General features: G+C 35.3%; 17 protein-coding genes and 1 pseudogene. 14 read left to right on the forward strand and 4 right to left on the reverse strand.

What is annotated here, in order from left to right; all coding sequences use genetic code 11:
• A partial coding sequence (locus ACP4IT_RS12165) for a ferritin-like domain-containing protein (RefSeq protein ID WP_426855824.1) occupies nucleotides 1-147 on the reverse strand: 147 nt, incomplete at its 3' end.
• Between the two features lie 567 nt (nucleotides 148-714).
• On the opposite strand from ACP4IT_RS12165, the gene ACP4IT_RS12170 reads away from it, so the two are divergent.
• The 9 genes and pseudogenes from ACP4IT_RS12170 to ACP4IT_RS12210 all read left to right on the forward strand — a co-directional run bounded on the left by ACP4IT_RS12170 (nucleotide 715) and on the right by ACP4IT_RS12210 (nucleotide 5,760).
• Complete coding sequence (locus ACP4IT_RS12170; protein ID WP_027822193.1) at nucleotides 715-1,359, forward strand: ArsR/SmtB family transcription factor; 645 nt, start codon at nucleotides 715-717, stop codon at nucleotides 1,357-1,359.
• A gap of 125 nt (nucleotides 1,360-1,484) precedes the next feature.
• The gene (locus tag ACP4IT_RS12175) at nucleotides 1,485-1,766 is read left to right on the forward strand and encodes a thioredoxin family protein (protein ID WP_008855846.1); all 282 of its coding nucleotides are present in this window, start codon (nucleotides 1,485-1,487) and stop codon (nucleotides 1,764-1,766) included.
• Nucleotides 1,767-1,779: 13 nt separating this feature from the next.
• Nucleotides 1,780-2,094 carry a thioredoxin gene (gene trxA / locus ACP4IT_RS12180; protein ID WP_015474701.1) on the forward strand — a complete coding sequence of 105 codons (315 nt, stop codon included), beginning with the start codon at nucleotides 1,780-1,782 and terminating at the stop codon, nucleotides 2,092-2,094.
• Between the two features lie 20 nt (nucleotides 2,095-2,114).
• Nucleotides 2,115-2,438, forward strand: coding sequence for a thioredoxin family protein (locus ACP4IT_RS12185; RefSeq protein WP_006844823.1), 324 nt, complete (start codon nucleotides 2,115-2,117; stop codon nucleotides 2,436-2,438).
• Nucleotides 2,438-2,566, forward strand: a pseudogene (locus ACP4IT_RS12190) (aspartate racemase); the annotation flags it as partial. The gene ACP4IT_RS12185 and the pseudogene ACP4IT_RS12190, both read left to right, overlap by 1 nt.
• 90 nt (nucleotides 2,567-2,656) lie before the next feature.
• Complete coding sequence (trxB, locus tag ACP4IT_RS12195; RefSeq protein WP_006844822.1) at nucleotides 2,657-3,601, forward strand: thioredoxin-disulfide reductase; 945 nt, start codon at nucleotides 2,657-2,659, stop codon at nucleotides 3,599-3,601.
• Between the two features lie 18 nt (nucleotides 3,602-3,619).
• On the forward strand, nucleotides 3,620-4,267 hold the full coding sequence (locus tag ACP4IT_RS12200; protein ID WP_006844821.1) for a DsbA family oxidoreductase: 648 nt from the start codon (nucleotides 3,620-3,622) through the stop codon (nucleotides 4,265-4,267).
• Nucleotides 4,268-4,279: 12 nt separating this feature from the next.
• The gene (locus ACP4IT_RS12205) at nucleotides 4,280-4,411 is read left to right on the forward strand and encodes a hypothetical protein (RefSeq protein WP_015474697.1); all 132 of its coding nucleotides are present in this window, start codon (nucleotides 4,280-4,282) and stop codon (nucleotides 4,409-4,411) included.
• A gap of 17 nt (nucleotides 4,412-4,428) precedes the next feature.
• Entirely contained in the window at nucleotides 4,429-5,760 is a 1,332-nt protein-coding gene (locus ACP4IT_RS12210; protein ID WP_050340448.1) for a dihydrolipoyl dehydrogenase family protein, read from the forward strand.
• A gap of 124 nt (nucleotides 5,761-5,884) precedes the next feature.
• Here ACP4IT_RS12210 and ACP4IT_RS12215 read toward each other — a convergent pair whose 3' ends face one another.
• The 3 genes from ACP4IT_RS12215 to ACP4IT_RS12225 all read right to left on the reverse strand — a co-directional run bounded on the left by ACP4IT_RS12215 (nucleotide 5,885) and on the right by ACP4IT_RS12225 (nucleotide 7,828).
• Nucleotides 5,885-7,096 carry a hypothetical protein gene (locus tag ACP4IT_RS12215; RefSeq protein WP_426855831.1) on the reverse strand — a complete coding sequence of 404 codons (1,212 nt, stop codon included), beginning with the start codon at nucleotides 7,094-7,096 and terminating at the stop codon, nucleotides 5,885-5,887.
• 161 nt (nucleotides 7,097-7,257) lie between these two features.
• The gene (locus ACP4IT_RS12220) at nucleotides 7,258-7,560 is read right to left on the reverse strand and encodes a type II toxin-antitoxin system YafQ family toxin (RefSeq protein WP_161573947.1); all 303 of its coding nucleotides are present in this window, start codon (nucleotides 7,558-7,560) and stop codon (nucleotides 7,258-7,260) included.
• Nucleotides 7,550-7,828 carry a plasmid mobilization protein gene (locus tag ACP4IT_RS12225; protein ID WP_161573948.1) on the reverse strand — a complete coding sequence of 93 codons (279 nt, stop codon included), beginning with the start codon at nucleotides 7,826-7,828 and terminating at the stop codon, nucleotides 7,550-7,552. The genes ACP4IT_RS12220 and ACP4IT_RS12225 overlap by 11 nt, the downstream gene beginning before the upstream one ends.
• 233 nt (nucleotides 7,829-8,061) lie before the next feature.
• On the opposite strand from ACP4IT_RS12225, the gene ACP4IT_RS12230 reads away from it, so the two are divergent.
• The 5 genes from ACP4IT_RS12230 to ACP4IT_RS12250 all read left to right on the forward strand — a co-directional run bounded on the left by ACP4IT_RS12230 (nucleotide 8,062) and on the right by ACP4IT_RS12250 (nucleotide 11,759).
• On the forward strand, nucleotides 8,062-8,649 hold the full coding sequence (locus tag ACP4IT_RS12230) for a site-specific integrase (RefSeq protein ID WP_161573949.1): 588 nt from the start codon (nucleotides 8,062-8,064) through the stop codon (nucleotides 8,647-8,649).
• 12 nt (nucleotides 8,650-8,661) lie between these two features.
• Nucleotides 8,662-9,021: a hypothetical protein gene (locus ACP4IT_RS12235; protein WP_426855834.1), complete on the forward strand. Its 360-nt coding sequence runs from the start codon at nucleotides 8,662-8,664 to the stop codon at nucleotides 9,019-9,021.
• A gap of 373 nt (nucleotides 9,022-9,394) precedes the next feature.
• Entirely contained in the window at nucleotides 9,395-9,565 is a 171-nt protein-coding gene (locus ACP4IT_RS12240) for a hypothetical protein (RefSeq protein ID WP_262274173.1), read from the forward strand.
• A 753-nt stretch (nucleotides 9,566-10,318) separates the two neighbouring features.
• Nucleotides 10,319-11,248: a replication initiation protein gene (locus ACP4IT_RS12245; protein WP_027821993.1), complete on the forward strand. Its 930-nt coding sequence runs from the start codon at nucleotides 10,319-10,321 to the stop codon at nucleotides 11,246-11,248.
• A complete protein-coding gene (locus ACP4IT_RS12250) occupies nucleotides 11,241-11,759 on the forward strand; it encodes an HTH domain-containing protein (RefSeq protein WP_001748066.1) in 519 nt (172 codons plus the stop codon). Before ACP4IT_RS12245 ends, ACP4IT_RS12250 begins: the two co-directional genes overlap by 8 nt.
• Nucleotides 11,760-11,996 lie beyond the last annotated feature (237 nt).

The raw sequence follows: 11,996 nt of genomic DNA on the forward strand, positions 1-11,996 counted from the left end.
TTCTTCCATGAACTCATCCATCAAGGGGTGCAACTTCAAAAAGTTGGGTCCACGCATGTACCAATGCGTCTGATGGATAATCATTGACATCTGGCTCAAATCGGCAACGAGTTGATTTAATACCGCTTTGGTTTTCGTATATTTCATTAGATTGATCTCCTTTCGATATGGTTATTATAACTTAGTGGTAGCTTAATCTGAAACGTTATACACTGGCAAATTAAGTTATTTATAGCCCGTAGAATTAAGTCGTTTTGAAAAGATGGAGACGTTATATGGTAGATTGTAAAATTAAATAAATCTACAATTGAATTTTATTTACCTTATGAAGATGTTCAAAACGCGTTAAAGGAAAGTGCGCAAAACCCCTTTATACGTACAAAGGATGAATGGGTAGTGGGTAACAATGAGTGTAAATTAAATAAGGCACAAAAAAGGATGCTTAAGGATAAAGAAATATATAATCATTTCAATTTAGAAAATATTCCCAGTTCCATCAAAACGGAGCTAAACAAGATAGTGCATGACATCGATGACTAATACTTTAACACCAAACAGAAAGGGGCTATGAATATATAGGGTCTATAATTATAGGATGACTCCTAAATCTAAAAAGACAAGGCCCATTAATTTATTAACTAATAATATTGAATTTCAATTTCATAGGAAAACTGGTAAACTATTCAACAAAATAGTTGAAAAGGTGGAAAGAAAATGTTTGAACAAGCAGTTAACTACAAAAATGGACTATATGAAGAACTATCTAAAATTGGTAAAGGGCTAAGCAGTGATCGACGATTAGAAATTCTTGATCTTTTAACTCAAGCACCCAAATCAGTTGAAACTATTGCCAACGGGGTCGGAATAAGTGTAGCTAACGCCTCACGCCATCTACAAATATTGAAGGACAGTCATCTGGTTAAAACAAAACGAAAAGGCAATCATATTATTTATAGCCTTAGTTCTCCCAAAATTAGTGATCTTGTGCACCTATTAACCGATATTGGCAACAGTGAACTTTCAGATATGAAAACAATTCAGGATAAATCAGACGCTCAAGATAACGTTAAAACCATTTCCTTAAAGCAAGCTCAAGAAGAATACAAAAATTGCTTTGTCCTTGATGTACGACCTTCTGATGAATATGCAGCAGGCCACATACAATCGGCAATTAATGTCCCATTGGAAACATTAAAAGAATCAATGCCCAAATTACCTAAAGATCAAAAAATTATTGTTTATTGCCGTGGAAGACTATGTGCTAATTCCAACATTGCCACACAGATCTTAAATAGAAATGGTTTTGACGCAGTTAGTTTAAATTCAAGTTACTATTATTGGAATAAAATAACAGAATAAACAGTTTAAGCACGATTTAGTCATTTATTGATTAAATCGTGCTTTTATATTGACTTACAAAAAGTATGTGATATTATTAAGCTATTCAAGCAAACAATTGAATAGTTGAAAGGCAGTGACATAACTTGTCTACTATTGATAAAACGCTAACCTTAATTAATTTTGAGAATAATTGGTGCGCCCAGTGTTATACGCAGCGACCAATAATAAATAAGATTAGCCATGACTTTAATTCATATTTAAACGTTCGGGTAGTGAATTCAGATGCTCACCCAGAACTAGCAAAAAAATACAATGTTTATTCCGCACCCAGTACTATTTTGCTGCGTGATGGAAAAATCGTTGAAAAAATTACCCGTTTTATTGATCAATCACAATTAACAACTTTAATTAAATATTACCTATAAAGGAGCGACTCTTATGGTTAAGAACTTAACTGACAAAGACTTTGTGAAAGAAACTAGTACCGGTGTTACATTAACTGATTTTTGGGCTACTTGGTGTCCTCCATGTCGAATGCAAGGACCGATTATTGAACAACTTGATAAAGAAATTGGCGATAAAGTCAAAATCACTAAAATGGACGTAGATGCAAATCAAAAAACACCAATGGCATTTGGAATTATGTCTATTCCAACCTTAATTATCAAAAAAGATGGCCAAGTAGTTGATAAGCTGGTTGGCCTCCACAGTAAGGACCAACTTAAAACCGTTCTTGCTCAATATACTAATTAGGTTAAGAGGGGAGAAGCTAAATGGAACAACTATCAGTAATGAATAAAAAAGAATTTGATAAAAAACTGAAGAATGGAAAATATATTTTAGTTTTTATAGCTTCTTGGTGCCCTGATTGTAGCTTTATCAAGCCTCATCTACCAGAAATTGAACAAGAATTCAAAGATTACACTTTCATCAGTGTCGATCGTGATGAGAATACCGAATTGGCTCAAGAACTAAATATCTTTGGTATTCCAAGCTTCGTTATTTTTAGAGATGGGCAAGAAATCGGAAGACTTGTCAATAAAGATCGGAAGACTAAAGAAGAAGTCGAAAACTTCATTACCAACACTATTAACTAATGAAGAATTTTTTAACTATTCTTGGCGGTATGGGGACGTTAGCAACTGAAAGTTATGTCCGACTCCTTAATAAGAAAACTGAAACCCATAAAGACCAAGACCATTTAGATTATATAGTGGTTAACCATTATTGATGCACAAGAAGTCATTGTTAATCGTTCATTGGATAAGGGATTAGCGTTACGTGACGACTAATAAGTAGATTGGAGTGAAATTTAATGAGGAAATATGATGTAGTAGTGATTGGGGCCGGTCCTGGTGGAATGACCGCTGCCTTATATGCAGCACGAGCTAATTTAAATGTAGCAATGCTTGATCGCGGTATTTATGGTGGACAAATGAACAACACCGATGACATTGAAAACTACCCTGGTTTTACAACAATTAAGGGTCCTGAACTTGGTGAGAAAATGTATCAAGGAACCGTTAAGGCCGGAGTAAATTTTGTATATGGTGATGTCCAAAACGTTACCGTTGATGATCAACAAATGAAGCATATTCAAACCGATAGTGACGAGTTAGTAGCAAGCGCAGTAATTATTGCAACAGGATCTAATAATCGAAAATTAGGTGTACCAGGTGAAGAAAAGTTCTCCGGAAAAGGGGTTTCTTACTGTGCAGTATGTGATGGTTCTTTCTTTAAAGGAAAGAATGTTACTGTAGTTGGCGGTGGTGATTCAGCAATTTCTGAAGGATTGTACTTAGCTAATGTCACTGATGGAGTTAATGTCATTCATCGTCGCGATCAGTTACGGGCACAAAAGGTATTACAAAATCGTGCTTTTGATAACGATAAGATAGATTTCACTTGGAATACTAGTGTGACAGAGATTTTAGGTGATGAAAATCATGTTACTGGAGTAAAAATTCATAACAATCAGGTCGGTGATGATACAACTCTAGACACTGATGGAGTTTTCGTTTATGTCGGTAACTTTCCAAATAGCCAAATTTTCAATAATTTAAATATTACCGATCAAGCTGGTTGGATTATAACTAACGATCAAATGGAAACAACAATTCCTGGAATCTATGCAATTGGTGATGTCCGGCAAAAGCAACTGCGGCAAATTACAACTGCGGTTGGCGATGGTGGTATTGCTGGGCAAAACGCCTTTGAATATTTCGAAGCCATAAAGCATCGGCAAACGGTTAAAGATTAAAGAGAGGAAAATTACTTTATGGAAATCAAATATTGGTCAGACATTGCTTGCCCCTTTTGTTATATCGGTTCTAACCGAATGAAACGAGCAATGAAGGAAATTGGTATTTATGACACAACTGAATTAGAGTTCAAATCATTCGAGCTTAACCCTGCAACACCAAAGGAAACCGATGAAGGATACATTAATCACTTCACTCAGGGAAATAAGGCAATGGAGCCACAGGCCAAAAAGCAAATGGCTTACATCGAACAAATGGCGCATAACGATGGTCTACCAATGGATCTTGACAGTGTAGTACCTACAAATACTATGGATGCGCACCGGATTATTAAATTCGCAGAAGCTAAAAATGATCCTGATTTGACTGAACGAGTAATTAGACGCTTCTACCAAGTTTACTTTAGTGATGGTCAATCGATTTCTGACCATGATGTGCTATTAAATGCGGCAATGGAAGCTGGGCTTGCTAAAGACGAAGTAGAAAAAGTGCTTAATTCTAACCAATATCATCAAGCTGTGGTCAATGACGAGGCAGAGGCTCAACAATCCGGTATTCATGCTGCACCTTTTTTTGTAATCAATAATAAGTATGCAATTAGTGGTGCCCAACCATATGAAGTCTTTGTTAAAGCCTTAAAGCGAGTTCAAGAAGAAGAAAATTAGGAGGAATTTACGATGACCGAAGATAAGCCACAATTTAATACAATATTTGGCGATAATAATGATGCTGCTGTATGTGGGCCAGACGGTTGTAATATCGCTGAACATCAAAAGCAAACTGAGGATAAGAAGAAGAAAACAAAATAAATGGAGGGAAGCTATAAATGAAGTTTGACTACGTTGTTATTGGCAGTGGGCCATCAGTTTATCGTTTCCTATTGGGAATGCAGAATAGCGGAAAGAAAATCGCGGTTGTTGAAAAGAATCGGTTTGGCGGAATTTGCCCTAACGAAGGCTGCGAACCCAAGATTTTCTTAGAAGGAGCAGCACGAGCAACCTTAACTTCAATGCGTTTGCAAGGTAAGGGAATTACTCAACCAGCTAAGCTTGACTGGAAAGAACTTATTCAGCAAAAGAATAAGGCTATGGCGTCATTCCTAAATAATATGCAAAGTATGTATGAAGGCCTGGGTGCGACTACCATCAAGGGTGAAGCATCATTTGTTGATCAACATACCATTGAAGTTAATAATAAAAAAATCACTGCTGATAATTTTGTAATCGCAACCGGAAAAAAGCCGCATCCTCTTAACATTCCTGGCCACGAGTACCTACTTACTAGTACTAACCTTTTTGAACTCGAAGATACTCCAAAGAACGTCGCAATTATCGGAAGTGGTTACGTTGGTATGGAATTTGCTACATTGTTGTCTGCTGCCGGGGTTAAAGTAACCGTTATTGTCCGATCCGGCCAACCGCTAGAGGGATTTTACAGCCAACACGTTCATCAGTTAGTTGATGAAATGAAAAACTCACTTGGTATTAATTTTATATTTAACACAAATGTTACAGCTGTTACCGAAGCACAAACTGGCTATGAGGTTCAATCAGCTAACGGCAACCTTGGCACTTTTGATAAAGTTATTAATGCCAGTGGTAGAGTTCCTGAAATTAATGCATTGAAACTTGATAATGCTGGTGTAGAGTACAGCAACCGCGGAATTAAAGTTGATAAATATTTGACCACATCAGCAAATAACATTTACGCAATGGGCGATATTGTTGATAAAACCGCACCAGCATTAACCTCTACGGCACAGTTTGAAGCAGACTACTTAAGTGCCTTACTTACTAATAAAACAACTGAACCTCTTAGGTACCCAGTAATTGGAACCGTTACGTTCACATTCCCCCAACTCGCTCAAGCTGGAATTAGTATTGATAAAGCAAAGGAAGACAGTAATTATTCAATTAAAGATATTGATATTACTCAAGGTGACTTTCTTTATGCTGGAACAGATGATCACGCACGATTATCATTAGTCTTTGACAAGCAAAATCATCTCGTGGGCGCTGCTGAAATTAGCCAAACAGCAGTAGATGATATCAATGCACTAATTCCTGTTATGGCAATTGATGTTGATCCAGAGGTTTGGAAAGAAAAGATGCTAATGGCTTTCCCTGGTTTAGCATATAAAATTAGAACATTAATTTAACAACAAGAGGGTCTATTTCTATCAAATAACCCCTCGAAAACCTTGTTAAAATAACCCCCAATATCTATAATGTAGATATTGGGGGTTATTATTATTTTTTAAACAGATATAGCCCTTAACCTGGTTAGAATTTAGTTAGCCATTCGTTAAACTTCGATTCTAATATTAAGGTGATATCAGGATCCTCTTCCTCCAAAAAGCCATCTAGTTTATCAAAAATTTCAATAACATTATATGCTTGTTTTGTTAGATCAATTTTATCTATGCTTTTTTTCATTGAATCTTTTAATCTTGAGGGAACATTCCTCACATGACTAATCAATGCCATCAACTTTAAAACATCATCTCTTTTTATCTTTTTGGACCATTTAATTTCTTTGACAGCCAATATAGTATCTTTTCTATTTTGCTCAAGATTTTCTAATTTCTTCAATTTTTCTTTAATCGTGTCTGGATTGTTGCCATGATTAATAGTTGCAAGTTCATCTCTGATTACTGTAACTTTTTTACCGTCTGTATTCTCCACTTTATATACAGCATTAAATTTAGCAGCACCATCACCTAACTCACTATTAGAAATAATTAAACCCGTTGTAACAATTATACCCTTATCAATTTTCACTCCTGATTTTTCCAGAAATGAAGCATCAAGTGTAGAATCACTGACGTGCATGCTATCCAGGTAAAAATCCTTATTTGTGTTTTTAGAAAGATTATGAATTAGTATCAGTGAAATATACAAAATAATTGGGTTGTCATATGTTTTATATCGATTTTGAGTAACCACAGACCTCAGAAATTCATGTTCTGTATCAGCATCTTTTGAACTTATGAATCGAAAATTAAAAATTTTATTATTTATATCTTCATCTTTCGATAAGCTTGTTAATTCATCGACTAACTCTTTACGTTTATCATTTTTTAACATAAAATCTGAAAATTTGTTTATCTCTAAAAGAAGATCCAATAATTTCTTCTTCGCATCATAGATAGTTTCAACGTTCGAAATTAAAATTTTATTATCTTTCTCTGAAACTACTGAAAAAATAAGTCTATAATTATTATTCCCAGTGGCAACTCTTTTAAAATCTAGATTTATTAAATTATTTAAAGATAAATTATAATCGTACTTTTTGTTGTCTATTTCGTTGAATACATTTATTGCAATTTTAGTCCCACCGATATCCAAATCTTCATTTAAGGGAAATTCTTTTTTTATATTTTCAAGCAATTCATTTTGCTCAGTGACTTGGTCTAATAAACTTAATGTGTCCTCTTTTGAAGCTTTGGGATCATTTTTTGTATAAAGATAATCTTTTTGTTTAAGATATGCCATCTAAATCACTCCTTTAAAAATAAGAATACTACTTTTAAAAAAAATACTTACTGATGAACTATTTCTACACTTTTAAGTTTCCCGGACAAAAAAATAACCCCCATTATTTATTAACGAGAGTTACCCATTTTAATTTTAAATCAAAGGGTGACTGAATCTAGCTATTCCTTCAAAATTTCGTGGGACCCAGTCGCAACCAATAACAAAACTAATTCGTTATGATTTAGCTGATAAATAACAATCCAGCTATCATAATTTTTACCATAGTTTTCATACCTGGCGGGGTGAAATTCACGATAGCCACGCCATTGCCCTTTTAGCGCATGATCTTTAATTCGTTTCAAAACAAGTACGTCTTGTTCAACAATTGCTTTTAAACAAGGTTTCAAGACTGTTATCGGAAAATGTTTTTTCGCTAATTTTTTTAATTCTCGGTCGAAAGACTTAGTCTGTTTAATTTGCATCTAACTTATCAATCCAATCAGCAAAATCGGTCAAGGAGCCGATATTTTTTACCTGCCCTGTTTCTGCTTCTTTTTTAGCCGCTAAGGCTTCCGGAGAATCTAAAAAGCTAACTAAACGAACTTCATTGTTGGCTGCTTTAACCAAAGATAAACGAATATACTCAGAAACGGTTAACCCTTGTTTTGCTAGATTAGCTTTAGCTCGTTCACTAATATCGGGTGTTACACGAGTTGAAATCGTCTTGTTTTTAATAATAGTATTACTCATTTAATTAATCCCTCCTTTTTAAGTTTACCATCGTATTACATTAATTATACTGATTTTTTATAATTATTGCAACTATCTAATTTTAAGGTTAGCTAAGCAATGGATTATCATATAACAAGCAAGTTAATGTAAAACACTTATTTTCTTCGCCAATCGCTTGCTATAAGCGGAAGTTCAAATTTTAGACTTCCGCTATAATTCCCGACTATATTTTTAAAACGAGGTGATTTAACATGCAACAAATTGTCTTACCTATCAAAGATTCAAATGTTCTCAAGGAGGTACAAGATACCTTACTTAATAACTTTAAAGCTGGCCGGCGTAACTATACAGTTTTTCAAGTTGGCAAGGCGACACTATTGCGAGTCAGTGATGTCATGCGCTTAAAACAGACCGATATTTTTAATCCGGACGGTTCTATTAAACAAAATGCGTTCATTCATGACCGAAAAACGGGTAAACCTAATACCTTGTACCTTAAACCGGTTCAAACAGAGCTCTTATTGTATCGCCAATGGCTACTTGATCATCAGCTGGATTCTGAATGGCTCTTTCCCTCCATTCAACACCCCGAGCGCCATATTACGGAAAAACAGTTCTATAAAATCATGAGTAAGGTTGGTGAGCTGTTAGGAATTAATTATCTAGGGACCCATACAATGCGCAAAACCGGGGCTTATCGCGTTTACACGCAATCAAATTATAATATTGGCTTAGTCATGAATTTGCTCAATCATTCCAGTGAGGCGATGACTTTAGCTTATTTAGGCTTAGACCAGGCTAGTACTGAAACGATGCTGGATAAAATTGATTTTGGTTAGGAGGCCGGCTTTATGGATTTAGATTTTAAATCAAACAAGTATGATCTTTTTGATGATTGGCATCAAAACAAGACTAAACAAGCCTTTACACAAAAATTGCAACAACAAGCTCAAATTGAAAAAACACACCTGCCACAATTATTGTCGCGTGAAGATTTAAAAATTCGTTGGCAGATGAACTCTCGTCAAAGTGTTCACCAAGTTGCTAGTAAGCCTGATTTTCCGCAACCCGTTTTTGCTTTTAATCATGGTAAGACGCCACTTTACTTAGCAACTGAAATTCAAATTTTTGAAATTAATCACCCCTGGGTGATAACTCCCGGTGCTCGTCTTGCTTATAGTCATTTGATCCTTCGTAATGTGATTGATTAATCTTGAGATTTGGCTCTAGGATTTTTATCGTTGGCGCTAGCCTTCTAATACAAATAATCCCCATCAAAATGGGGATTAAATCTACCCTTGACAAGTGTCAAGGGTGTAAGTGCGCATTGACCTCGTTTTACTCGGTCTGCTGATAGCCATAAAATCAATTTTTCTCGTTATTTAATTGAATGTATTTTTAATTCAATTTACGCTTGTACTTAACTAAGTTTGTTATGCCTTAGATACTTAAAAAATGTTGCAGATTCCAGTACTTTTGACCCAAATTTTTTAATTGTTTTATGCAGATAGTTTTTATAAATTTGGCACCAAATTTTGAATAACAATACTGTAAAAACTATGTATCTAAACTGAAATCATTGTTTTGATGTTAGGGGTAATTCAGCTGGACGAAAAGAAAGTATTAAAACCAATTGATGAAATTCTCGTTGATCCTTGGCAAGTTGATATTCAAGAATTGTTTGAAGCTTCTGTCAATGAACCTGACGAGATCAAAAAGAACTTGTATGATTCCCTGTATACTTATATTTTGTAAAAAAGACAAGAAGATATTATTAATCGTCCTGGTTTCATCATCTAGCCCTCTAAAAGCTCACTGAGGGCTTTTTATTTTTGTTTTGGTATAAATATATATAAATAGTCTTAAAATCGCTAGAAACGAAAAATAAGGGCTTTAGAAGCAAACATAGTAGTTGAATTCTTGTTGAGATTCAAAAAAACTAACTGTTTGCTGTCAATGGTAGCGGACGAGCGCAGCGTGGGAGCATAAGGAATTGACAGCTCTAAACCAGTCTTAACACTGAATTGGCGAAAGCCAAAGTTTTATAGAAACTTTGCTTTCCTGCCTAACGGCGAGTGAAAAAGCGGTCAAGCTGGTTCAGCTTGGACGGGGTTCGGGGCGTCAGCGCCCGAATTAATGTGGCTTGCCACACCTTTTAGGCAACGAACAGAGTGAGGCGCAAGGAGCATAGCGACTGGAGTTTAATGTGAGCCTGTTTTTTGGCTCACTCCTTTGTGTTTTTGTTTTAGATTTTGATCTTGTACAGTAGTGCCTCTTTTAAACCTCTTTTATAAACCTCTTTTAAACCTCTTTTAGACCCCTCTTGAGCCTTACTCTCCCAGGGAATACAGGAGTTTATGGATAGAGTTTTGTCTGTTTATAGATAGAGTTTTGTCTGTTTATAGATAGAGTTTTGTCTGTTTATAGATAGAGTTTTGTCTGTTTATAGATAGAGTTTTGTAGTATTATATATTCATAAAACCATATTCATTAAAAGAGGTGCTTCATTTGAGTAATGAAATTGTTAAATATGATCCTGAATTAAATACAATCCCACTTCGAAAATTCACTCCTGTTGAAATGAATTTATTCTTCTCAATAGTTTCTAGGATGCGTGACAAGGGTGACGAAACTGTAAGGTTTTCATTTGATCAATTAAAAGAATTAAGTGCATATAAACCTACAGCAAATAACCGATTTATTGACGATATTGAAAGTACTTATCAAAAAATTTTAGGCTTACGCTTTGGAAGGCGTAGTAAAGATGGGCTGCATCGTGAATTTTTTGTTATGTTTACCGAATTTGAGATAAACGGCCATGCTGATGATCCTTATGTTGATATTAAAATTTACCCCAAAGCTATAAAATTATTAAATGAGCTGGAAAGTTGGGTTCGTTATGCTTTATCAGAATTCAGAGATTTAAAAAGTAGCTACGCAAAAACCATGTTTCGGTTACTAAAACAATTTAGAACTACTGGGTACGCTTACTTTTCAGTTGCAGACTTTAACGAGCTATTAGATGTCCCTAAAAGCTATAAAAGTAGCAATATAAATCAATCCGTTTTAAAACCCATCAAAGAGGAACTTACGCCTCTTTTTAGAGGCCTAACGGTTAGAAAAAAATATGGTAAAGGCCGCGGAAAACCAGTGATTGGGTATTCTTTTACTTGGAAGTCTGAAAAGAAAAACGCTAATGACTTCTCACAAGGTCAATTTCAAGATGAACGTCAAAAACTCTTTAACATTCAGCATAATGGTGAATTAACAGAGCAGGAAAAATGGCGCGCCATTGACAAGGTTAAGGGGTTAACTTTAGGCTCTACTGAGAAACAAGCATTGGCTGATAAACAGGCCGAGCACGATAAAAAAATAAGAGATCAAGCAAGACAAGAAGCACTTGCTGAACTCCGAAAGGGGTTTGGAAATCATGCCTAAAACTATTAGAGAACTTGCTGATGAATTGGGCGTTTCAAAGCAGGCTATATGGCAAAAGATAAAAAGAGATGCGTCAATCGATTTACGTCAATTTACATCAACAAAAGGCAATACTGTTTACGTTGATGTTGATGGGCAAAAAGCTATTAAAGCAATGTTCTCAAACGATTCGTCAACAAGATACCGTCAACAAAAAGATGATGTTGACGACAACAAAAAAGATGCGGTTGATGGACAAGATGAAGTGAAATTCCTTCGAAATTTAGTATCAGAATTTCAATCTGAAAAGAAAGAGTTACATAAGTTACTAGATCAGCAACAAAGATTGGCCTTACAGGACAAACAACTGCTCGAAGAATACAAGGCAGAAATTAAGGACTTGAAAGCCTTAACGATGGCACCGCATGATAATAGTGAAAAAGAAGTGACGTCAGACAAACAACCGGAACCTGAAAATAGCACCCCGGAGTCACAACCTAAACCTAAAAAGTGGTGGCGTTTTGGTAAATAGTTACAACTAAAAAAGAAAAGAAGACTAGTTAAATAGCGGAAGATAAATTTGAACAATCTGTAGCTGCCAAGCTAAAGGGTGAGGGCTGGGACTGTCCCACAGATTATTCTGGTGGGTAGATTGTAAAATTAATCCGAACGCTGTTCGGACAAAAAAGATCAGCTTCCTTTAAAATGGTGTTTACCACAAACCCATCTTTTAGGAGCTGATCTTTTGTCTAGTATAACCTATTCCGAA

Source organism: Levilactobacillus sp. LN180102 (genome assembly GCF_050106635.1).
GTDB lineage: Bacteria > Bacillota > Bacilli > Lactobacillales > Lactobacillaceae > Levilactobacillus > Levilactobacillus brevis.